This is a genomic window from Acidobacteriota bacterium (genome assembly GCA_016196035.1).
Classification (GTDB): Bacteria; Acidobacteriota; Blastocatellia; order RBC074; family RBC074; genus JACPYM01.
In genome coordinates this window covers 37711-60642 of the sequence record JACPYM010000125.1, presented here as the reverse complement: position 1 = coordinate 60642, position 22932 = coordinate 37711, and the positions used below count along the sequence as shown (strand labels likewise).

At 58.4% G+C, this 22932-nt stretch carries 16 protein-coding genes; 4 read left to right on the top strand and 12 right to left on the bottom strand.

Translation table 11 applies throughout. The features are described from left to right. Positions 1-19 precede the first annotated feature (19 nt). Positions 20-1084 carry a hypothetical protein gene (locus HY011_34865; protein MBI3428137.1) on the bottom strand — a complete coding sequence of 355 codons (1065 nt, stop codon included), beginning with the start codon at positions 1082-1084 and terminating at the stop codon, positions 20-22. 440 nt (positions 1085-1524) lie between these two features. On the opposite strand from HY011_34865, the gene HY011_34860 reads away from it, so the two are divergent. Beyond that, positions 1525-4173 carry a hypothetical protein gene (locus tag HY011_34860; GenBank protein ID MBI3428136.1) on the top strand — a complete coding sequence of 883 codons (2649 nt, stop codon included), beginning with the start codon at positions 1525-1527 and terminating at the stop codon, positions 4171-4173. Between the two features lie 238 nt (positions 4174-4411). Beyond that, positions 4412-5542 (top strand): SPOR domain-containing protein, encoded by a 1131-nt coding sequence (locus HY011_34855; protein MBI3428135.1) that lies wholly within the window; start codon positions 4412-4414, stop codon positions 5540-5542. 109 nt (positions 5543-5651) lie between these two features. Here the strand turns inward: HY011_34855 and HY011_34850 are convergent, their stop codons facing one another. The 9 genes from HY011_34850 to HY011_34810 form a co-directional block, all read right to left on the bottom strand. Further along, positions 5652-7529, bottom strand: coding sequence for a hypothetical protein (locus HY011_34850; GenBank protein MBI3428134.1), 1878 nt, complete (start codon positions 7527-7529; stop codon positions 5652-5654). 72 nt (positions 7530-7601) lie between these two features. Next, positions 7602-9089 (bottom strand): sodium/solute symporter, encoded by a 1488-nt coding sequence (locus HY011_34845; protein MBI3428133.1) that lies wholly within the window; start codon positions 9087-9089, stop codon positions 7602-7604. A gap of 492 nt (positions 9090-9581) precedes the next feature. Then, entirely contained in the window at positions 9582-10997 is a 1416-nt protein-coding gene (locus tag HY011_34840) for an amino acid permease (protein MBI3428132.1), read from the bottom strand. Positions 10998-11028: 31 nt separating this feature from the next. Beyond that, a complete protein-coding gene (locus HY011_34835) occupies positions 11029-12219 on the bottom strand; it encodes a hypothetical protein (GenBank protein MBI3428131.1) in 1191 nt (396 codons plus the stop codon). A 50-nt stretch (positions 12220-12269) separates the two neighbouring features. Further along, complete coding sequence (locus HY011_34830; protein MBI3428130.1) at positions 12270-12464, bottom strand: antitoxin family protein; 195 nt, start codon at positions 12462-12464, stop codon at positions 12270-12272. Between the two features lie 47 nt (positions 12465-12511). Further along, positions 12512-14077: a serine hydrolase gene (locus HY011_34825; GenBank protein MBI3428129.1), complete on the bottom strand. Its 1566-nt coding sequence runs from the start codon at positions 14075-14077 to the stop codon at positions 12512-12514. A 288-nt stretch (positions 14078-14365) separates the two neighbouring features. Continuing rightward, the gene (locus tag HY011_34820) at positions 14366-15094 is read right to left on the bottom strand and encodes a hypothetical protein (GenBank protein ID MBI3428128.1); all 729 of its coding nucleotides are present in this window, start codon (positions 15092-15094) and stop codon (positions 14366-14368) included. A 241-nt stretch (positions 15095-15335) separates the two neighbouring features. Beyond that, complete coding sequence (locus HY011_34815) at positions 15336-16010, bottom strand: HAD-IB family phosphatase (protein ID MBI3428127.1); 675 nt, start codon at positions 16008-16010, stop codon at positions 15336-15338. Continuing rightward, positions 16007-16747, bottom strand: coding sequence for an outer membrane lipoprotein carrier protein LolA (locus tag HY011_34810; GenBank protein ID MBI3428126.1), 741 nt, complete (start codon positions 16745-16747; stop codon positions 16007-16009). Before HY011_34810 ends, HY011_34815 begins: the two co-directional genes overlap by 4 nt. Positions 16748-16875: 128 nt before the next feature. Here HY011_34810 and HY011_34805 point away from each other — a divergent pair, with 128 nt between their 5' ends. After that, positions 16876-18915, top strand: coding sequence for a hypothetical protein (locus HY011_34805; GenBank protein MBI3428125.1), 2040 nt, complete (start codon positions 16876-16878; stop codon positions 18913-18915). A gap of 8 nt (positions 18916-18923) precedes the next feature. Here HY011_34805 and waaF read toward each other — a convergent pair whose 3' ends face one another. Further along, positions 18924-20048 (bottom strand): lipopolysaccharide heptosyltransferase II, encoded by a 1125-nt coding sequence (waaF, locus tag HY011_34800; protein ID MBI3428124.1) that lies wholly within the window; start codon positions 20046-20048, stop codon positions 18924-18926. A 180-nt stretch (positions 20049-20228) separates the two neighbouring features. Here waaF and HY011_34795 point away from each other — a divergent pair, with 180 nt between their 5' ends. Beyond that, a complete protein-coding gene (locus HY011_34795) occupies positions 20229-21599 on the top strand; it encodes a sigma-54-dependent Fis family transcriptional regulator (GenBank protein MBI3428123.1) in 1371 nt (456 codons plus the stop codon). A gap of 8 nt (positions 21600-21607) precedes the next feature. Here HY011_34795 and HY011_34790 read toward each other — a convergent pair whose 3' ends face one another. Further along, on the bottom strand, positions 21608-22906 hold the full coding sequence (locus HY011_34790) for a nucleotidyltransferase family protein (GenBank protein ID MBI3428122.1): 1299 nt from the start codon (positions 22904-22906) through the stop codon (positions 21608-21610). Positions 22907-22932 lie beyond the last annotated feature (26 nt).

Genomic DNA, 22932 nt, shown 5'->3' with positions numbered 1-22932 from the left:
ATCCCTTCCATGCTTTCAGTTAAAGGAATCCGCGCAGCCGCCGCGTCAGCCGTTCGCGAGCCGCTTTGCGCGCATTGATGACCTGTTGACGAGTCAGTTTAAGCAATTCGGCAATCGTCGCATCATCCAGCGGCAATTGATTCCAGAGCGCTGCCAACCGTTCGAGCGGCAGTTCGAGCGCGGCGGCCAGGGCGCGCAAATTGGCGATGCCCAGCGTGGGGAAAAGCGCGATGCACCCGCGCCCGCCCGCGTCGCGCAAATTGAGCAGCAGCGCCGCGCGTTGCGGCAATGGCAGCAACCGCACCTCTTCCCACAGCCGTTGCAAAAAGAGGCGCTTTTCAACCTGCCAGGCCACATCGTCCGGCGCGGCAGGCAGCGGGATTTCGCCGCCTTCCTCAGTCGCCGTAGAAACTGCCTGTTCATCGCGTACTTGCAGCAACGCGCCGCTCAGACTCACCAGTTCATCAAATTCAATCGGCAGGCGTGCGCTGGTAAAAACGGCCCGCAGGAATTCACCGAACGCGGCGGGGCCTTTGCCCTCGCCCATCCGCCCGGCGCAGGCGCGCAACGTTTCATCCGCAGCCAGTTGCTGCAATTGCGCTGCCGAAGCCCAATCATTCCGCCCACGCCAGGCCAGCAATCCGCTCAGCACCCGCTTGACCAAATCTTTTGAGACGGCGGGCCACAACGCCAAACCTGCTTGCCGCGTCAGCACGTATTGCAACCGATTGCGCAAGGCAGTGCGGCGCGGCGCTTGGCGGCGTAACCAGCGGTAACACGCGCGGTAGGTGATGGTAGCGGCCAGCCCGCGCACGTCGCCGATGGCGTGTTGCGCGGGCGCAGTGCGGCACTTGCGCAATTGGCCCAAGAGTTCGGCCAGCGCCTCTTGCCGCAGGTCTTCGGCATCCGGCGCGTCCGGCCCCAGGCGCAGTTTGAAGCGAATGACGCCCGCCATCAGCGGCCTAAGCTCAGTGCCAATGAGTTGGGTCAGCCATAGCTCGGCCTCATCGCCCGCCGCCGCCAACCAGGGCGCGAGCAAGGGGTCAGTTGTGGCGGTGCCTGTTTGAACCTCTGCTTGAATCATTGAAGCAAGCTTCCAGGGGGAGCGGGAAAATGATGCAGAGCCAATCTTACGGCGTTTGACCGGAAGCACAAGCTGGCGCGCCGCACCGGGTGTGCGTCAAAGTTTTGCGCAGGCGGAAACGAACAGTTCAGCGCGCGTAGCGCAACCTGCCGAGGTTGCGTGGTGTCGCAAGTGAAGCCTGGGCCGTAGCTGTGACACCGCGCAACCTCGGCAGGTTGCGCTACGCGCGCCGCCGCCGCCCGGCTTGCCTTTGTGCAAAACTTTGACGCCCACCCCGCCGCACCGGCACATCACCAAAACATCACCAAACCAGGCATGAGCCATCACCGGACACTTGGCTAGACTCCGCCCCGTTGCCGGACGTCCCCGCCCGGCCAACCGGCGGCGCACCGCGCGGCGGTCGCGCGCCCGACAGAAAACGGGGGAGGAGGAATTAGATCATGAAAACTCGCATTCAAACTTTCATTTTGGCTGTGCTCGCCGTGACTGGCTTGAGCTTGGCCTCGAATTACTTTTTGCAGCAGGCCAGCGCGGCGCCCGTTGTGCCAGTCGTTGAGCCGGTCGCTTGCACCTTTACCGTCTCGCCGCTCACGAAGACCGTGGCGGCGGCGGCCAATTCATTCCAACTCAATGTGGATGTCTCCAACATCGGCTGCGCCTGGACGGCGACGACGCCCGCGACCTGGTTGCACATCGTGCCCGCCGCCGGCCTCACCAGCACCGTCGTCACCGTGATCGTGGACGCCAATCACAGCCCGCAGCGTTTGGACAATATCACCATCGCGGGCAAAGTCGTCACGGTCACTCAGGTCGGCGGCTGCGGTTTCACGATCAGCCCGCCCTCAAAAGATTTCAGCGCGGCGGGCGGCAATGGCACGACCTATGTGACCGCTTCGCACATCCTCTGCCAATGGACGGCCAGCGAGAACGCGGCCTGGATACAAGTGGCGCAGGGCAGCACCAGCGGCCAGGGCAACGGCACGATCAATTACACGGTCAGCAGCAACAACGGCCCGGCGCGTTCGGCGGTCATCAACATCGGCGGCAACGCTTACACCGTCAATCAGGCGGCGGGCTGCACCTTCACCGCCGCGCCCAACGATTTCACCTTTACCGAAGCGGGCGGCGGCAATCAGGTCAACATGCAACCGAGCAATGCCGCGTGCACCTTCAACGCCAACAGCCTGGTGCCCTGGGTGCACATCGGCGCCAGCGCCAACGGCAAATTCAATTTCACGGTGGACGCGAATCCCGGCCCCGCGCGCGACGGTTTGATTTCCGCTGGGTTCAATTCGATTGCAATTCATCAACGCTCAGGCTGCGACTATACGTTCAGCCCGGCCAGCCAGAGCCTGCCCGCCACGAGCGGCATCGGTTCGTTCACGGTGACGACCACGTCGAACATGTGTAAATGGCACGCCGACAGCAACGCCGCCTGGCTGCACATCCCGAACCATCCGGACATCGCGGGTGACAAACAGATGGCCTACACCTACGACGCCAACCCCGGCGCGCAACGCACGGCCATCATCACCGCTGGCGGCAAGCAAATGACCGTCACCCAAGCGGGCGGCTGTGTGCTGACGGTCAATCAAAACAGTCAGAGCTTCCCTGCCAACGGTGATACCGGCGCTGTGAATGTATCGTCCACCGGCAGCGACTGCCCGTGGACAGCTTCCAGCAATGATGCCTGGATCACCGTTGGCAACGGGCCGGGCGTGCAGAAATATCTGGGTTCGGTCAACGTCCCTGTCACCGTCGCGCCCAACAACGGCCCCGCGCGCACCGGCACGATCACGGTCGCGGGCAAGAACATCATCATCGGTCAGGCGGCGGGCTGTTCGTTCACGATCAACCCGGCCTCGCAAGCGTTCCCGGCCACGGGCGGCGATGGCGTCGTCAACGTGACCGCCTCGAACGCGGCTTGCCCTTATTTCATCAACAATCCGCCCGCCTGGGTCATCGTCACCAACGGCGCGAACGGCATCGGCAACGGCGTCGTCAAATACACCGTCGCCGCCAACAACGGCGCGGCGCGTAGCGGCCAAATGGATGTCGCGGGCAAAACGCTCGCGCTCACACAGGAAACCGCGAACGCCAAACCCGCGCCCGTCATCGCCAACTTGAGTCCCGGTTTCACCGCGTTGGGCAGCAAGGATTTCGCGCTGAAGGTCACGGGCATCAACTTCAACAACAATTGCCGCGTGCGTTGGAACGGGCAGGAACGCCCGACGAATTACATCAGCAACGGCGAACTGCTGGCGACGATTCCCGCCAGCGACCTGATGGCCGAAGGCGCAGCCGCCGTCACTGTGCTGGACTTGAACGCCAATGCATTCTCGAACGAGAAAGCGTTTATGGTTTACGGCCCGCTGGCGAATGTCTCGGCGGCGAGCTTCACCGGCGAAACGCTCGCGCCGGCCTCGATGGTCGCGGCCTTTGGCAACGATCTGGCGACGCAAGTAATGGCCGCCAACAAAGTGCCGCTGCCGACCGAACTGGCGGGCACGGTCGTGACGGTGCAGGACGCCCTGGGGCAATTGCATCAAGCGCCGCTCTTTTTCGTGTCGGGCAATCAGGTCAATTACCTGATTCCGGAGAAAGTCGCGCTCGGCCCGGCGCTGGTGATGATTCAGAGCGGCAGCAAACACATCTCGGTGCAGTTCGTGCAGATCGCGCCGGTCGCGCCCGCGCTGTTCACGGCGAACGCGAATGGCGCGGGCATCGCCACCGGCCTGGTGTTGCGCGTCAAAGCGAATGGGCAGCAGGTCTACGAAACATTCGCGCAACTCGACCCGCAAACGAAAAAGTTCGTCGCCAAGCCGATTGACGTGTCGGATGCCAGCGAAGCGGTTTACCTCGTCCTGTACGGCACGGGTTTCCGTTACCGCAGCAAGATCGAAGCGGTGACGGTCGAAATCGGCGGCGTGCAACTCAACGCCGATTTCGCGGGCAAGGTCGGCGGCTTGGAGGGCCTGGATCAACTGAACGTGCTCGCGCCGCAAAGCCTGGCCGGGCGCGGTGAGGTGGAAGTGCTATTGACCGTGGATGGCAAGAAAGCCAACCCGGTGAAGCTGATGTTCAAATAAAATCACATCGTAGGGGCAGACCTGTGTGTCTGCCCCGGTGGCATTTGTAGACTTCGATTCCGTCTAGCGCGACAGGGGCAGACACGCAGGTCTGCCCCTACGTTATTTCAAAGCTCACTTTCCGGTTCAAATACCCGGGCACTTCATGCATAATACGCGCGTCCCTGCATTTGAAACCGACATCCCAAACTTAAAAATCGAAGTGCCCTGGATTATGGTGTTAGGTGGAAATCAGCTTATGAAAAATAGACCCACGTTTTCACTCTCGTTTCTGACAATCTGTCTCGTGCTGGTGTTGGCCGCGACCGCATTGGCCCAGGCCGGACGTTTTGCCCTGCAATTCGGCGCCTATCCGACGCGCAGCGAAGCCGAAGAAAAAATGGCGCAACTCAAAGCCGCAGGCCTGGACGTTTATCTGGTCAAAAGCAACGTGGCCGGCAAAGGCGTCTTTTACCGCGTGCGCACCGGCAATTTCGCCAGCCGTGCCGCCGCCGAACAAAAAGGCCAGCAACTCAAAGCACAAGGCGCCTTCAGCGAGTATTACGTCGCCAACTACGAAAAGCCCGATGCCGAAGCGCCTGCGAATGTGGCAAGCAATACGCCCAAAACAACCGCCGCGCCGCCCATGATCAAGCCCGCGCCAACAGCGCCCGCGCCCGTTAACACAGCGCCCCCAACGGCCAAATCCAAAGAGCAACCCAACACGGCCAGTACGGCCACATTGACGCCGAACTCGACGACTACGTCGAAACCTACAGCGAATACGACGCCCGTCAGCGCATCGTCCACAATGCCACCGGCCACTGCTGCCGCCAACCCGCCCGCAACCGCTACGAGTAATCCGGCGGGCAATCCGGCCAATGCTGGCGCGGGATATTCGCGGTATCAGGATCAAGCGGCGGGCTATTCATTTGAAATTCCGCAATACTGGGTTGGCGGTTCGCTCAATTCCAATGAGATGCAGTCGCAGAAAGTCAGCGCCGGGGCGATGTTCAAATCGAATGAAGACGCGGCCTTTCTGAACGCCATCTGGAACAAGCTCGACAAGGCCAACAGCCCCGATCACGACAACGACATGATCGTGGACTTGATCCTCAAGAGCATGGGTTCCGGCAACGGCATTCAGAACATGCAGGCCCTCTCGCGCCGCGTCGTCACCGAAGGCCAACAGATCAAAACCTTCCTGGATTTGAAAGCGGCCTTTCAGGTGCCCAACCAACCGGCCCCGCTCGATTTCATCGGCAAAGGCGTCATCATCCGCGCCAACAAAGGCATCTTGCTGCTGGTCACGTTCTTTTCCAAAGATGCGCCGCAAACTGTCGCCCTGACGGCTGACCACATTATTCAAACAGCCCGGACGCCGGAATAAACTGCGGTAACCATACAGAAAAGCTGAAGAGCGCTACACCTATCTAACCAAGACAGGCATAGCGCTCTTGCATTTTTTCACCCTCGGTTCTGAAGCTTCACCACATTCTTTACTTGGGCAGCACTTGCTTCCGCTCCACTTTCATCCCACTGCCTCGCTCATACAATCCCGGCAACGTCACTGGCAATTTCCCATTGATTTCAATCTCACCCAACACCGCCTTGGCCGCCGCGCGTTGGCTGACTGGGAACGGACTCCACGCCAGCAGGTATGACGGCGAAGCGGGCAGCGCGTTCAGCAAATACGGATTGCCGAACGAAATCGTCACGAGCGGCAGCCGCGTGGTCATATGCCGTTTGATCAACTCTTCGGCAATGCGTTTGCCAATGGGCGGCAAGGCGACGCTGCCTTTGCCGCTGCGGGCGCGGACAGCGATGGCGAAAAGCACGGCGGTGTGCGGACGCGCATCCAACTTCTCCAGGACGGCGGCGATCTGCGCGTCGGTGGCATTGCGATTGAGCAGGTGACTTTCAAGCTGAATGTTGCCAGCGCGGGCGCGCAATTCATCAACAAAGGGTTTGGTGATCAGCGGGTCTTCTTCATCGGTAAATGTCAGGTGAAAGAGTTGCGCGGGTTTGCTCGAATCGAGTGGCAGCAGCTTTTGATAATCGCGCACCAGCGTGATCGAACGGTCGGCAATTTGTTGGGCGACGTCGTTGAATTCAGAGGCGGCAACCAGACGGTCAACTTCGTTAAGGTCAACCGTCTTGCGCACGTTCAGACCCAACGCAGCTTTGGCGCGCAGCATCCGCTCAACCGAAACATCAAGGCGCGCGGCGGAGATTTCGCCGGTCGTCACAGCTTGTTTGACGCCCGCGATGGCCGCGTCAATGTCGGGCGATTTGATGATGAGGTCAGCGCCTGCCTTGATCGCGCGGATGGCGGCTTCGGCGGGGGTATAGCGCGCGGCGACCCCGGCCATGTTCATCGCGTCGGTCACGACGATGCCGTTGACTTTGAGTTCTTCGCGCAGGATGCCCGTCAGCACTTTGGGTGAGAGCGTGCCGGGCAGCGTGACGCGAACGCCGGTCTCTTCGGTCAGTGATTTGAATTCGGCGACTTCATTTTCGGGTAAGGGGCGCACAGGAGCGGCCAATTCGGTTTCGATCTGTGGCAATGCAATGTGCGCCGACATGATCGAGGCTACACGCGCGTCAATCGCCCCGCGGAACGGCACGAGTTCGAGTTTCTCCAACCGTTCGCGGCTGACGTCAACAATAGGCAAGCCGATGTGCGAATCAGTTGCCGTGTCGCCGTGGCCGGGGAAATGTTTGGCGCAGGCGAGCGCGCCCGCCGTTTGTGCGCCTTCGATAAACGCCTTAGCGAAGATGGAAACCTGCGCCGGGTCTTCGCCATACGAACGCACGTTGATGACGGGGTTGTCGGGGTTGTTGTTCACATCCACCGACGGTGCATACAGCCAGTTGATGCCCAGCGCGCGCGCCTGTTTGGCAGTGGCTTCGCCGTGCAAGCGCGCCCATTTGGTATCGCCGGTCGCGGCCACGGCCATATTCGGTGCCCACCACGGCGTATCGTCGAAGCGCATGCCCATCCCCATCTCAAGGTCGGATGAAATCAGCAACGGCGTTTGCGCTAATTCCTGCCAGCGATTGTTGAGCACAGCGGTCGGCCAGACGTCGCTGCGAAAGACGAGGATGCCGCCGACCTTGTTGTCGGCGATGCGATGTTGCAGTTCTTTGTAGGCTGCGCTTTCGCGATTCCAAAAGCCCGTGTAATAAGCATCAGCCAAAAACATCTGCCCGACCTTTTCGTCGAGCGTCATTTTATTGAGCGTGTCGCGCACCCACTTCTCTTCTTTTTTGGAGAGTGGACGGTCTACGGGTTGATACGGCTTAGTCTGCGTGGCGGCGGTTGGAATGGAGACAAGAATGAAGGCAAAAATGATCGCCAGAAATCGTAGCTGCACAAAAACACCTCTCAAAACTTTGGGCGCAAGGGACAAGACAGAAAACGAAAATAATTATATCTGACAAGCCCACTATTCGGTCTGCTTGGCTGGCAGCAAAGCGCTGAGCGAATATCCCACTACCAAACAAACGACCGTCCCGATCAACACATACCAGGTCCACGCAATCGTCGTGTAAAACTTGACCGCCGTCATCGTCACCAGCGAGGCCAGCATGCCGCAGATCACGCCGCGCTGGTTGGCGCGTTTTGTCAGTACGCCCAGCAGGAACGCGCCCAGCATCGTGCCGTAAACCAAGGAAGCCAGCGTTAACCCTACGGTAAACACCGACCCCCAGTTGCGCGAGATGATGGCGATCAGAATCAGCAACACGCCCCAAGCTGCCGTCAGCCAGCGCGAAAGTTTGAGCAAACTGGCATCGTCGGCATGCGGTTTCACCAGCGGTTTGTAAAAGTCGAGCACCGTCGTCGAAGCGAGCGAATTGAGCGAGCCGCTCAGGTTTGACATCGCTGCCGCAAAAATCGCCGCGATCACCAGCCCAGAGATGCCGTGTGGCAAGCGTTGCACGATGAAGTTCGGAAAGACTTCGTCATTGCTCGCCAGCGGCACCGCCAGCGGATAGGCTTTGTAATACGCAAACAGCATCACGCCGATCAGCAGGAAGAGCGCGAACTGGAAGAAAACAAAAAAGCCGCTGAAGATCAGCGCCTTCTGGCTATCGCGCATGTCGCGGCAAGTGAAAAGCCGCTGCACCAGCAATTGATCCGTGCCGTGCGAGGCCATCGTCAAAAACGTTCCGCCCAACAAACCCGCCCAGAAGGTGAATGGCAAACTGAAATCCCAACTAAATGAGACGATCTGGAATTTGCCCGCCGCCGTCGCTTGCGCCGCAATTTCGTTCCAGCCGCCCGGTACCAGCTTGATCAGCATATACGCCGCCAGCAACGAACCGCCGACATAGATGATCAGTTGCACCAAGTCCGTCCAGATCACCGCCGCGATGCCGCCTTCAAAGGTGTAAACCAGCGTCAGCAAACCAACGATGATAATTGACCACAACCACAGATTCGGCTGACTGGGAAAGCTCGATTTCAGCACCGCGCTCAGCACGATGGAGGCTGCATAAATCCGCACGCCCTCGGCCAGCGCCCGCATAATCAAAAACAGCGAGGCCGCAAAATTTTTCGTACCGACGCCGAAGCGCTGCTTGAGCAACTCATACGCCGTCAGCAATTCGCCTTGAAAATAGGCTGGGATGAACAGCAGGCTGATGATAATGCGCGCGATGATGTAGCCGATGACGACTTGTAGATACGTCAGATTGCCGCCCTGCTCGGGGTGCTTGTAAGTCGCATAGGCAATCGCGGGCACACCGACCAGCGTCAGCGTGCTGGTTTCTGTGGCGACAATCGAAAGGCTGATGACCAGCCAATGAATATTTTTCGCGCCGACGAAATAATCCTTGACGGTTTTCTGCGTGCGCCGGAAGAGCGTGCCAAAAACCGTGATGCCCACGAGGTAAAGCAGTAAGACGATGTAATCAATGGCAGAGAATCCCATTGAACTTTCTCCCTGAAGTGATGAAGTAAAGCTGTTGCTCGTTCGATGCGTGCGGGTGTCGCACAAGTACTTGACTCTTTGTACAGGTAAGGCAGGAAAAGGGAAAGGGCGCGTGCAGCGAACCAGCTAGAATATGGGCCGGGCAGAAACATTGAGTTACTAACGAATTGAGCCTGCCAACTCCCTTGCGGTAAATTGGCAGGCTCTTTGATTTAGTAACCGATGCGTCAAGAGACGCATTCAAGAACGTTTGATCAACGTTCGGTTTGTATGATTCAGTTGTGACTCAATTGCTATGCAGCACCTCCTTTGTCGGGGCCAGCGACTTGCCAGCACAGTTAATAAGGTTGCTCGTTCCATCGTCGCTAATGATCAATGGTTTGAGCCTGCAAGTACGATCACTGCGGTCACCTTACGCCTCTCTGTGCTGACGGTCAAGATAGGGGCAAGATTTAATTTCAGCCGAAAAGCCAGCAATAAAGGGAGAATTCATCACTTGCTAACAAAATTCTTTTGCTGGGCGCGAAAGTAATAATAGAGTGGCAGCCCCAACGCCATCAGCACCAACCCCACTACAGATTCCACCGGCTTCGTAAACAGCGTGTTGATGATTAGCCACAACGCCACCAATACAAAGATCAGCGGCACGACCGGATAGCCGAATGTTTTGTAGGGCCGTTCCAAATTCGGCAGCTTGCGTCGCAACACAAATACTGCCGACGTGACCAAGCCATAAAAAATCCACGAGGCGAACAACAAACAATCCGTCAACTGATCGAACGTTCCCGACAGCGCCAGCACGCACGACCAGATCGCTTGCACGATCAAGCCGAAGACGGGCACGCGCGTTCCCTCACTCAACGCGCCCATCTTTTCAAAAAACATCCCATCGCGCGCCATCGCATATGGCACGCGCGCATTCGACAGGATCGAACCATTCAGCGCGCCGAACGCCGAGACAACGAAGACAATCGAAACGAAGCGTCCGCCAAAATCGCCCAGAAAGGTTTGCGCCGCTTTTGACGCGGCAGGCAGCGCCTCGCGGTATTGCGTCGAATTCGCTGTCACGACTTCCTGAAACGGCAGCGCGTAAAAATACGAGAGGTTCAACAAACAATAGATCGCCATCACGATGACCATCCCGGCAATCAGAGCCAGCGGGATGTTGCGGCCCGGACTTTGCACTTCGCCCGCCGCCATCGGCATGTTGTTCCAGCCGTCGTAGCCCCACAGCGCCGCCAGCATCGCCGTGCCGAAGAGCGCAAACCCGCTCCATTGCGGCGCGCCCGCCGGCGTCGCCAGATGCGCCCACGACGCCGTGTGCGAAGCGAAGAACACGCCGAAGATCACAAAGGCAATGCCCGCGACTTTCAGCACCGTCAGCAAGGCCTGCACCTTGCCGCCAAAGGCTACGGTCAGGCAGTTGATGGCGGTGAGGAACAGAATCACCGCAACCGCGACGACCTCTTTCGCGCCGAAATGCCAATTGATCATCTGCCCCAGGAAGTTGAAATCGTGCCGCGCCCACACGGCATCCAGCGGCACAAAGCGCGACAGGAAGATCGCAAACCCCGCGCCTAGCGCCGCAATCGAAGCGCTACCCGCCACGATGAAACGTTGCCAGCCGAACAGGAACGCCGACGCTTCGCCGTAAGAATGCCGCAGGTAAACGTATTCGCCCCCCGCGTGCGGCAACATCGCGCCGAGTTCGGCGTAGGTCAGCGCGCCCGCCAGCGACAGCAGCCCGGCGGCTACCCACGCGGCTAACACCAAGCCGGGCGAGCCTACGCCCTGCGCCATCGGGGCCGCTTTCAGAAAGACGCCCGTGCCGATGACGGTGCCAATGACGAGCGCGGTGGTGCCGGTGAGGGTGAGACCGCGAAGGAGTTGTGATTTTTCTTCAGCCATTTTGTGTTTAGAGGAGAGAGTTGAAGGTGGCCTAAGCTACAGCTAGCAAATAGGCAGATAAATCCAAATTCCCTATGCCCTTCTTTCGGTTTAATCGGAGCTTTGCGCCTTCTTGCTGCAAGCGAATATGCCAATACATCCGATCCTCAAGTTCGGTAGTCCACAAATCGCCCAACAACCCATTAACCACAGAATAAGGAAGCGCCAGTACTTGTTTGCTAGAACCACAACCAAGCACTAGGTAAGAATTGGGATGGGACTCAAGAAATTCTTTTTGGTGGGGGTGGAATGCAAACCAATAATTCTGTTTGCCTTGAAGTTGATGAGTCTTGGAAACCGCACACACAATAGCAGTTTGACCATCAGGGGAAAGAAAAGTGTTCCTAGTTCGTTTTACAAGAATTACTTTTTGAGCCTGAGAAAATAGCTCAACACAAGCTTCGTGGTAGGCGGCTGGTCGAATTACTTTGCCAGGAGCTTCGTCCTTATTTGGCATTTCCTCGTCTTCAGTTTCAGCAACAAGTTCATCTTCAACTTTGGCCTCGGCTGCCGCAGAAAATACAATGTCAATGATTCCATCAACGCGAGTGAATTCTCTTGGGATCAAGATCGCGCAAATTCTCTGTATGATAGTTGGGTCATCAACAGATTCCTTCAAGAACATCAGCTTCAATAATGCATCCACACTTATTAGCCGAATATCCCAAGCATAACGAGACCCCCTTATTTGTGCCTCTAAGTCACCAGTATCTTCTCGGCCAACCACGATTAAGATCGAGGAGTGGTCTTCGTCAATTTCTTCTGCCACTACTAATTTTTTACGATAATCAGCGATCTTAGAAGTGTCGATCCTGTATGCGTCGGTTGTTTTCACCTCAACGATAACACTGTGCCCATCTGGAAAACGCCATAACCCGTCATATCCGATGTCCCTCTTTGTCCCGCGGTAACGCCCGTCTTTTACTAAAAATCCAAGTCTTTTCCCAACTTGATTTACAACGTCCTGCAACGCCAAGCCTGAATCATCAAACTTGGTGGTCAAACATTCGCTAGCAAACCTTTCGAGTACTTCAGAAGAAACTTGTTTCAGAAAATCCCGAAACTCATTACTGGTTGCACTCTCATCCAGTAGTTTCCCTTGCCCAGCAAAGGCAATAATCTGTTGAACGTGTTTACTTTCGATCTCGCTGCGCGAGCTTTGTAACAATAAACTCAGCCCCATATCTCAACCATTCTCTTCCAATTCGTGCCTATTGATAACGGACTACATGCTCAATGTTTACTTTCCTCGATTGCGCTCCCATTCATCAGCCAACGCTTGTAATCGCTGACACACAGCTTCTTTTCCTCTGCCGATTCGTCGCCGCGAACCTCTTCAAAAAATACGATGTACCGCTGTCCTTCAACGAGATCAACGGATTCCAACGGTTTCAGCACACCACCTTCAAATACACATTCAATGCACATGACGCTTCCTCAATCTTTGTCTACGAAATCTATGGCTTCGATAATACTCAGTGTTTGCCCGCCAGTTTCCCCCCAAACTTCTCATCAAACAACCCCGTCCGCTCCTTCGCCTGCACGCTCACGCCGCTTTCCGTAAAGTTCAGCCGCAAGCGATAGCCGTTGGTACTGGCGATCTCGTCATAGTCCAACACGAAGGTCTGCGCGTCTTCCCAATTCCCTTTCAGCCCGACCGATGAACCCATGATGCCGTCGTTGGTGATGAGCGGGACACCGTAAAGGCCCACCGGGCGCGATTCGGTCAGCACGCCCAGGCCGCGCACTTTGGCAGACAAGCCGAACTGGTATTGTTTGAGCGCAGGGACGAATTCCAGTTTCGCCAGCGCGGGGCCTGCCGTGTTGCGAAAGGTCAGGGTGAGCGCGTGCAGACCCAGCCAGTTGTCTTCGAGTTCGTAGCGTTGGCCGGAAATGGCTTGTACCAGCGCGGGCAACGGGGCCGTTTCGATGGACGCGGGCGGTTGCGCAACGGCGGCAATGACGGCTTTCAGCTTGGTAAAGGCCGCAGGGTTTTCCGGCAAGGGTTGTTCGGATTGGAGCGCGGGCAACAACAGCTTCATTGCTTCGGCAGTGCTAAAACCGCCGCCGTTCAAAACGATCACGGTGTTCTTGGACGGCAAGATGCTGAGTTGCTGGCCGCCGCGTCCGCTGGCTTCAAACGCCACCGCACTGCCGGGCGGCGGCACGCGCCAACCGTAGCCGTAATCGCTGGTGCCCGCGCCGCCCGTTTTGATGTGCGAACTCGTCGCGGCTTTGATCCATTCGGCAGGCACGATTTGTTGGCCGTTCCACTTGCCTTGGTTGAGAAAGAGCAAGCCGAGTTTCGCCAAGTCGCGCGGCAGCAAGTGCAGATTGCCGAAGCCATGATTGACGCCCTGCGGGTCTTGCGGCCAGTTGAGCGTGCGGATGCCGAGCGGGCCGAAGAGATATTTTTGCGCAAAGGCCGCAGTCTTCATCCCCGTCGCCTGCGTGAGGATGGCGGAGAGCAGATGCATGCCGCCGCTGCAATAGCCATAGGTGCTGCCCGGTTCGGCGACCATCGGACGGTCAAGCATGTATTGCACGTTGTCGTCAGCGCTGAGCATGCCCCACAACGCGGGTTCGCCACGGCCCGCGCAATCCAGGCCCGATGACATCGTCAGCAGATGTTCGATGGTGATGCGCTCTTTGCGTGAATCGGGGTTGGCGAATTTGCGGCCTTTGAAAAAGCTGAGCATGGGTTCTTGCACAGACTTGATCTTGCCTTGCGCGATGGCGAGGCCGACCAGCGTCGCGGTCAGGCTCTTCGTCACCGAGGCCAGGTCGTGCGGCTGTTTGCCGTCGTAGGGGAAGAAATATGCTTCCGCAATCAGATAGCCGTTGCGCGCGATGAGCAGGCTGTGAATGTTCAAGCGGCGCGCCTGTTCGATGGCGGCGGCGAGTTGGGCGGAATCTACGCCTTGGGATTCGGGTGTGGCGGTGGGCCAGCCGTTGGTTGGCGCGGGCGGCGTTCGTTGTTGTGCAAGGGCGGGCAGCACTGCCAGCAAGAGAACGAGAACGAGACGGAAGTAGGTAGTCATAATCTCTCCCTTGAACCTAAATCGGTTTTCACATCAGTGTATGGGAAAAGCCGGGCAGCGGGGCGGTACCGCGCGCGTCAGCAAGCGGAGCCTGAGCGGTTCAGCCAATGGCGCAAGCTTGACGCGCCGCTTGCTGACGCGCGCGGTACCGCCCCGGCACAACGCGTTCTGGGTACGCACGGCTCCCAGCGTGCAGACTTGGCATTAAACCAATTGAGACTGAAAAAAACCTCCGGCCTAGTTCCGTTCGACGCCCAGACTGCACGCTGGAAGCGGTGCGTACCCAGGTCATGCCGTCAGCATCACGCCTTGCAACGCTTCCAGCCGGTTGCGCGCCTTGCGAATTTGCCGATCCACTTGGGCGAGCAAATCCATGAACAGATCCGCGCCCATCGCATCCGCATTTTCGACGCGCAGTTTCAAGCGGTACAGCTCTGACGAAGTGAGCGCGGCGATTTCCATCTCCAGCTTCGAGACTTGTTCTTTGGTTTCGGCCACCCGGCGCATCAGCCAGATCAATTCGGGTGAACCGGTGGCGCACGCTTCGACGGCTTGGCCCGCTTCCAGAATGGCTTCGAGCGTTGCGTGCGCGCCCGTTTCGTAGGCGCGATTGGCTTCGATCATGAGTTGATGGCAGTGCAAGCGGTCGGATTCGTCATCGGCCAGATCGGGATGAAACTTGCGCGCGACTTCGCGGTAAAGCTTTTTGAGTTTGTCAGCGTGAAAGCGGTTTTGGCCGCAACCGACTTCGTCATCAGCCAGCGACTCGCCGTCGAGCAGGTCTTCGTCTGGCAGTAAGCCTTGCAGCTTGGCGATCTCGATTTCGATCTCGGCCAGTTCGTCATAACGCGCGCCGATGATTTGCAGGTAGCGCGTCTCAAACACACGCATCAGGCTTTGCAAGGTCGCCAGTTGCGGCTCGGCTTCCGCCAGCCGCGCCTCGAGTTCTTTCAGTTCAGCCCGCTTGCGCGCAATCTCGCGCTGGTCAGAGCCGTTGCTCAAGATCAATTCAGCCATGCGTAACTCTCAAGAATTCGCCACAGAGTCACGGAGGCACAGAGTTTTATTTTTAAGCGGTCTGAAAAAGTCCTTTGCCAAAGTCTTATAACCACGAAGCAACGAAGACCGCGAAGAAGGACGGAGAGCTATCATCAGCGGCCTCTTTTCCTTCTTCTCATCTTCTTCGCGGTCTTCGTTGCTTCGTGGTTATCAAACAACTAGCAGTTCTTCCTCTGTGTCTCGGTGACTCTGTGGCCGATTAACGTTCGGTCTCAAACCTGCCGCGTAACTGCGCCCAGACTTCGGCAAAAGTTTGGTATTCGTGACAGGCGATGCCCTGCGCGCGGCAATGTTCGGCCAGCGCAGGTTTGGCGAAGACTTCATCGGCAGCCTCGGCGGCGCGCCGATCCGAAAGGCCGTCGCCGATGAAGACGGTATATTGTCCACGTTGGCGCGCGGCGCGCAATGCCTGGGCTTTGTCATGGCCGTCATCCGAATTATCGCGGAAGATGCATTGCCAGCCGGTGCGCTCGTTGGGTTGCAACTCGTTCGCCAGAATTTCTATGTGCGGGAATTCGTCGCGCGACAAAAACAAGTGGATGTTTTGATAAAAGCCTGCGCTCAAGATGGTCAGCGGCAACCGTTGCGCGGCGCACCAGTGTGCAAAAGGTTTGAAGTGCGGATCGAGTTGCACTTCGGCGCGTAGCAGTCTTTCGGCTTCGGCATAAGGCACGCGGACGCTGCGCATTTCGGCGGCGATGGCTTCGCGCAGGGTGATTTCGTGGGTTCTAAGCAAGCGCCCGATGGCCTGCACCATTTCAGGCCCGCCACCCAGCCGTGTCGCCAGAAAAACCAGCGTGTCCTGTTCGGTAATCGTGCCGTCGAAATCGGTAAAGATGTGCAGGCGCGCCCGGTCAAGCAAGGGTGCGCTCATTGCTCCACCACTTTCACACCGGCGGGCGCTTTGAACGCGAACTGCGCTTCGCTGGCCGGGGCGTTTTCGCGCATGTTGCTGAAGAGGAAATCAGAGCGCGCCAAATTGCGATCAATGAGCACCAGGCGCGCCAGTTGCAAGCTGCCGGGTTCGACTTCGACCAGTAATTCGCGGAAATCCTGTGTACGTTTGGGCACTAGGCGCAAGACGCGATTGCCGGCTTTGGTGGGCGCTTCGCTGGCGAATTCGATGCGCTGGAAATCGCGGCGCAACTTGCCGCGTCCGAGCAGGAAGGCGAAGGGCGCGCGCAAATCGTCAGACTCGCGCACAGCGCTGCGGGTCGCCAGCTTTTCGGACTCGACGTATTCATACAGCCATTTGCCGTCGCTGATGAATTGTTTGCGTTCGGGCGTCGTGTAATCCCAGCGCATGCGGCCCGGCTTTTTTAAGAGCAGCGTGCCGCTCTCGCGCCGCGTGCGTTCGCCGCGCGCGTTGTAGACCTGAGTGAAATCGGCGGCCAGCGAGGTCAGGCGGTCATACTTGGTTTGCAAAGCGTTGACCAACGCGGCCAGATCGTCGGCTTGGAGCGGCGCGCCCACGTTGCGGTACGGGGAGCGGTAGCGACCTGGTAATTCCAAGTGTGGGCGACGCAGCAGCATCGGGTCGCTACCGCTCCCCGTACCGCACTGCACCACGCCGCTCAACACCAACCACGCAAAACTAATCGTTGTCAGCAAAATTCTGGATTGACTCATCATTGCGCCGATTATACACTCCGCCCGCATCCTACACCGAACCTAGACACGCCGCAGTAACTCCATCCCACGAGCAATTCTATCTTTCCGCGTCCCCTGAGCATGGTTTTATGTCTGTCCGCGCCACCCTCCCAAATCCGTTCCGGCAACGGACGATTGACGACCTCTGGCAACCGCCGGAGGTGGATCATCCGTCCTTGCATCAAATCTCGTTTGAAAATTGCTGCCTCGCCTTCGCCCAATTGCGCGCCGAAAGCCAGACGAGTTCGCTGCTGCTCTATGGCGAAGCGGGCAACGGCAAGTCGCATCTGTTGGCGCGCATGCTGACCCGCTTTGAACAGGCCAACGCTGACAATGATTTTACGGCGGCGGAAGGCTGGACGCTGCTGGCCGTAAATTTGCAAAGCCTGCCGAAACTGAGTTGGCGGCAGTTGCAAATTTGCCTGGTCAACGATTTTTTGCGCCCGACGCCGAGCGGCTTGACACAACTCGAACGGCTCTTGCTGTGCCGTCTCACGCATTACGGCCTGGTCGAAGGCGAAGGGCGCGAATGGCTGGAGCACATGCGCAAGGACGCGCGCAGCATCACCGCCTTCTTCAAATACTTCGAGGAAATTTTTGAAGCGATTGATCCCGATTCCCGCATCGGCAACGACATGCGCCTCGTGTTGCGCAATCTGTTGTTGGGTTTCAACGACCGCACCGCCTGCGCCTGGTTACGCGGCGAAGCCCTGCACCCGCTCGTGCTGGATCAATTAAATCTCAAACCCTTGCCGACCGAAGAAGCAGCGCTGGAAGAACACGCGCGCGCCGTGGTGCTGGGCCTGCTTTTATTGGTCACGCCGCAACTGCCTTTTGTCATCTGTTTCGATCAGGTTGAAACGCTGCAAACCCACCCGGAAGACACGGCGGGGTTGGAAAACTTCCTGCGGATTTACGAAGAGTTGCGGCAGGCGGCGCGTTGCACCCTGTTCATCACCAGCACCCAGTCGCAATACCGTGATCCCTTGCGCAAAGTCTTGCGCAAGCTCGAGGCCGGTCACGAATGTGAATTAAACGAAGTTTGGTTGGCACCCCTGACCTGGCGCGAGGCGCAGCATTTGATCACCTTGCGGCTCAATTCCGTGCCCGCCCTGGCGCGTTTGCGCGAAGAGCGGCGCGACCAATTCTGGCCGCTGGATGAATCCGACATTCTGACCGTCATCGGGTACCAGGCGCGCGAATTGTTTGCACATTGCGCGCTGCTTTACGAGCAATCGCGGCCCGTGGGTACCTCTGGCGCGTTGCAGGCGGTGCGTAACTCGGGCCAACTCGGTTCGGGCCATTTGCCGCCGGCCCAACACGAGCAGTTCAAAAAAATCTGGCAAGCGCAATACGACAAACTCTTGCCGGACATGCGCGAAGACGACTGCTTCGACGAACGCATCCCACGCTGTCTGGCTTCGTTGATCGGCTATGCGCGCCCCGAATGGCGCTTGCGCAGCGATGAATTGCCGCGCGATGTTGATTTACTCTTCGAAGGCTCGGAATACAACGTGCACATCACGCTGGTCAATCACACGCACCTGCCGAGTTACACCAAAAGAATCCAGCGCATTCTCGAACGCTTTTACGGCCACCGCACCTATGAATTGGTGCTGACACGCGACAGCCGCCGCACTTTCGGCCCGATGTCGCGCACGCCGCGCAAATTACGCGAAGAGATCATCGAAAAGGGCGCGACTTGGATTGACGTCACGCCCGAAGCGCAAGCCGCGCTGGAAACGCTGCATCATTTCGCCAGCGAATGCGCCAAGGGCGATCAGGGCAGCCGCGGCGTTTGCGATTGGGCCGTCAACTGGCCCGTGCCGGACTTGCGGCAATGGCTGATGGAAATCTTCCCGCTGACCATGACTGAGGAGATTAGCCGTAAGATCGCGACGGGCGAATTGCGCACGAACTCCGGGCGTCTGGGCTTGCCCACGGGCGGCTTAAAGATGCCCTCCGGCGATCTGCGGCTGCCGTCCGGCGGCCTCAAGGTGCCCTCCGGCGATCTCAAGTTCCCCAGCGGCAGCCTGAAATATCCTTCGGGAGAAGTTAAATTCCGTTCGGGCGAATTCAACTTCGACAGCTTTGGAACGGGCAAACTCAAACCGCCGGAAAGCGATTGATCCAGGGTTCAGACCCGCAACAATTGCAACGCACGTTCAGCCACGGCCCCAACTTCCAAGCGCGTCATACACCGATGATCAATCGGGCAAACGCGGTGCATGCAACGCGCACATTCAATGCCGTCAACCCGCAACAAAGCGGCGCGTTCGCCCGTCGGCGCCGTCTCAAATTCATTGGTCGGGCCAAACAGCGTCAGCGTGGGACGGCCCAGGGCCGCCGCGATGTGCGCCGGGCCGGTGTCGTTGCTGACCAGCAAATCACAGCGCGCCAGCAAACCGATTAACTGGCTCAGACTGGTTTCACCCGCCAGATTCAAGGCTGCCCGCGTTTGCATTTGGGCCAGCACGCGCGCGGCATTTTCGCGTTCGGACGGCGCGCCGATGAAAACGATCTGGGCTTGCAACCGCGTGCTAAACAAATCGGCCAGGGTGGCAAAGCGGTCTTCGGGCCAGCATTTGGCGCGGCTGTTGGTCGCGCCGGCATTGAGGGCGATGAGCGGCTTGGCGTGCGGCTGCTGCACTTCGATTCCCTGCTGCCGCAACAGCACTTCGGCTTCCTGCATTTGGTCAATACTGGCGTTGAGTTTTGGCAAGAGGTCAGGCGCGGTCAACGGCGCGGCGGATTGTCCAAGGCAAACGCGTTCGGCTAACTTTACGAGGTCAAGATAATCGTGCACCTGATGGCGATTACGATGTTGCTGGCCGCGTTTCAAACGATGCGTCAGCAACAGGCTGCGACCTTGCGCGGCATACCCCAACCGCAACGGAATCTCACCCAGCTTCGCCAGTAAGGCCGCTTCAAAGGCATTTTGAAACAGCAGCGCCAAGTCGAATTGATGCGCCCGCAAGACCCGCGTCATCTGCCAAAAGGCCTGCACGCCTTCTTCCTGCCGATGATAGATCAGCACGCTGTCCACCAGACTGGAATCCGTAAAAAGGCCGGTCGTGCGCGGCGTCGCCAGCAAGGTCAGGCGCGCCGCCGGAAAAGCTGCCCGCAAACGGCGCAAGGCCGGGGTCGTCATCATCGCATCGCCGAGCCAATTAGTGCCGCGCACCAAAATATTTTTCGGCCATGCGGATTGTGCATTTTGTTGGGGCAACATATTGGTGCCGGATTGTTGCGGATGAACCATGAATTTTCAAACCTGGTTGTCCTGGGTACGCAGCGCTTCCAGCGTGCCGTATCAAATCGGACGGATGGATGTTGAAAGGAAACCCTCCGGGATGATTTCGCCTGCCGCCACGCCTGCACGCTGGAAGCGCTGCATACCCGGATTGGCAAGGTGGCGCGCTGTTGCTACACTGCACGCCCTATGGATAAGGCAAGAGTTTTGATCGTTGATGATGAACAGGCGGCCCGCACCGGCTTGAGCGAAATCGTGACGGCCTGGGGCTATGAAACGCGCGCGGCGGGCGACGGCATGGAGGCCATCGAAATGGCCAGCGAATTTTACCCGCAGGCCGTGATTACCGATGTGTTCATGCCACGGCTGGACGGCTTCGGCCTGCTCAAAAAGCTGCGCGAAGAACACCCGGCCACGGCGGTGATCCTGCTCACGGGCCAGGGCACCATCGAAGACGCCGTGCGCGCCGTCAAAGAAGAAGGCGCGTTCTATTACTTTGAAAAGCCGATCAACACGAAGCAGTTGAATGTCGTGTTGCAACGCGCCATCGAACAGTCTTCGACGCAGCAGGAAAACGTGCGGCTGCGGCGGCAACTGGGCGAATACGGCGTCTTCGGCAAACTGGTCGGCAATTCGCACGCGATGCGGCAGGTTTATACGACCATCGAACAGGTCTCTAGTTCGTCCGTCTCGGTGCTGATCACCGGCGAATCCGGCACTGGCAAAGAAGTCGTCGCACAAACCATTCATCAGCTCAGCCCACGCGCCACCCGGCCCTTTGTGCCGATCAACTGTTCGGCCATCCCCGAATCGCTGATGGAATCAGAACTCTTCGGCCACGAGCGCGGCGCGTTTACCGGCGCAGTAGCGCGGCGCGACGGCTGTTTTGAATTGGCCAACGGCGGCACGCTCTTTCTGGACGAAATCGCCGAGATGCCCGTGATGTTGCAGGCCAAACTGCTGCGCGTGCTCGAAGACCGCAAGGTGCGCCGCCTGGGTGGCAGCAAAGAAACGCCGGTGGACGTGCGCGTGCTGGCCGCCACCAACAAAGACCCGCTCGAAGCCGTCCGCAAAGGCGAATTCCGCGAAGACCTGCTCTATCGCCTGAACGTCATCCACATGAAACTGCCCGCCCTGCGCGAACGCCGCGATGACATTCCGCTGCTGGTACAACACATGGTCAAGGAACTCACGGATCGGCATCAACGCCCCGCCCGGTTGGTTTCACACGAAGTGCTCGAAGTGTTCGCGCGTCATCCCTGGCCCGGCAATGTGCGCGAATTGCGCAACGTGGTCGAACACGCCGTCATCATCTGCGACGGCCAGCGCATCGAAAAGCATCATCTCTCTTCGCAACTCTTCGATGGCCGCTCGCTGCGCGCCGAAGACACCATCACCTTGCCCGTCGGCATTCCGCTCGAAGAAGCCGAGCGCCAATTGATCCTCAAAACACTCATCAAGACCAACAACAACAAGACGCGCGCCGCCGAGTTGTTGCAAATCAGCTTGAAAACATTGCACAACAAATTGAAGTTGTATCGGGAAGAAGGCGAGGAGTAATGCCGAAGTCAGGCTTCAGTCCGGCTGGCTTCCGTCAGCTTCCGCCAACGCCAGACTCGCCACAGATTGGCAGGCCGCAAACTTGACCAAGGGAACTTGCCCAACAACACAAAAGGCCGTTGTACATAACGCCACAGCAACGTTCCCTGCCCTTCATACTGCTGCGCCAAATGCTCACGATTGGTTAACAGCAGCGCGCCCAGATTGCCTAGCTTGCGCAAAGGCGCATGCGAAAAATCCAGATACTCAAGCAACCGCGCGGCAGCGGCCAATCCTTGAGGGCGTTCGTCCAAGGCCGTTTTCAACAAGAGCGTGCAATCGTCGGTGCGTTCTCCGACATATTTCAGCCCCCGCAAATCGCTGACTGCCAGCAAGCGCTCTGCCTGCAAGGCTGCTTCAACCGCCCCGCGAAAGCCGTATTCAGCCGCCCAGGCACGCAACTGCTTGGCAATTGCGCCATCCCGCGTCAGGATGAAATGCAGATCGGCCAGCGTGCGCAGGATGGCGTGCGTGCTTTGCAAATCCACCAGCGTGTGATGCACCAGATGCAAGGCCAACGCGGCGGGGGCGCAGGGAGTTGAGGCGGTACCGGGAGCGGTAGCAACCGGGTTGGTTGCTGGTGAATCAATCCCCGCGTTAAAGCTCACCTGGTCGCTACCGCTCCGGATACGGCCAAGCTCACACATTTCAGCAAACCCAAAATCGCGCCCGACGCGCACCGCGTGAAAGGCGCGCGTATGCAATTCCAGCAACAACCCGTTTGCGCCGCGTCGCGGAGCCGCGTGATTGAGTTCATTCGGCAGCCGTTGGCGCGGGCGGGCTTTGGTGCGGCCCGGTTCAAGGGCGTAGCCGCAAGCTGCCGCGACCGCTTCGGCCTCGGTGATGCGCGCGGGATCAACCAGCAAATCAAGATCAACGGCAGGGCGCAAGCCGGCTTGCGGATAGTAAGCGCCCAGCATCAACGCCGCGCCTTTGAGCGGAAACGCCACGATCCCGGCGGCAGCCAAGGCAGTGCACAACCGCTCGGCTTCGTGCACATACGCCATGTGGCGCGCCGCCCAGGTCTGGCTGCTTTGTTCGAGTTGGTGTTGGGCGGCGGCGGGCAGATGCGGCAAACAACCACCGCGTGCCAGATTGAACCGCAATAAGGGCGCGAGGTAAACGGCTTCGGCGCGCGCGACCAGCGCCAGCCAGTCCACCGCTTGCCCATTCACGCCGGTTTGCATGAGTTGGCGCAAACGGCCGTGGCTCGCCTCGGTTGGCAGCAAAGCACTGAGCAGGATTTGTTCGGCAAGAGTGAATGTCACGATGCGGAAAACTCAAAAAGAAAGTG

Excerpts from the sequence above, each read along its gene's own strand:
- HY011_34865 (MBI3428137.1), bottom strand. The coding sequence starts at position 1,084 with ATGATTCAAGCAGAGGTTCAAACAGGCACCGCCACAACTGACCCCTTG.
- HY011_34860 (MBI3428136.1), top strand. The coding sequence starts at position 1,525 with ATGAAAACTCGCATTCAAACTTTCATTTTGGCTGTGCTCGCCGTGACT.
- HY011_34855 (MBI3428135.1), top strand. The coding sequence starts at position 4,412 with ATGAAAAATAGACCCACGTTTTCACTCTCGTTTCTGACAATCTGTCTC.
- HY011_34845 (MBI3428133.1), bottom strand. The coding sequence starts at position 9,089 with ATGGGATTCTCTGCCATTGATTACATCGTCTTACTGCTTTACCTCGTG.
- HY011_34840 (MBI3428132.1), bottom strand. The coding sequence starts at position 10,997 with ATGGCTGAAGAAAAATCACAACTCCTTCGCGGTCTCACCCTCACCGGC.
- HY011_34835 (MBI3428131.1), bottom strand. The coding sequence starts at position 12,219 with ATGGGGCTGAGTTTATTGTTACAAAGCTCGCGCAGCGAGATCGAAAGT.
- HY011_34830 (MBI3428130.1), bottom strand. The coding sequence starts at position 12,464 with ATGTGCATTGAATGTGTATTTGAAGGTGGTGTGCTGAAACCGTTGGAA.
- HY011_34825 (MBI3428129.1), bottom strand. The coding sequence starts at position 14,077 with ATGACTACCTACTTCCGTCTCGTTCTCGTTCTCTTGCTGGCAGTGCTG.
- HY011_34820 (MBI3428128.1), bottom strand. The coding sequence starts at position 15,094 with ATGGCTGAATTGATCTTGAGCAACGGCTCTGACCAGCGCGAGATTGCG.
- HY011_34815 (MBI3428127.1), bottom strand. The coding sequence starts at position 16,010 with ATGAGCGCACCCTTGCTTGACCGGGCGCGCCTGCACATCTTTACCGAT.
- HY011_34805 (MBI3428125.1), top strand. The coding sequence starts at position 16,876 with ATGTCTGTCCGCGCCACCCTCCCAAATCCGTTCCGGCAACGGACGATT.
- waaF (MBI3428124.1), bottom strand. The coding sequence starts at position 20,048 with ATGGTTCATCCGCAACAATCCGGCACCAATATGTTGCCCCAACAAAAT.
- HY011_34795 (MBI3428123.1), top strand. The coding sequence starts at position 20,229 with ATGGATAAGGCAAGAGTTTTGATCGTTGATGATGAACAGGCGGCCCGC.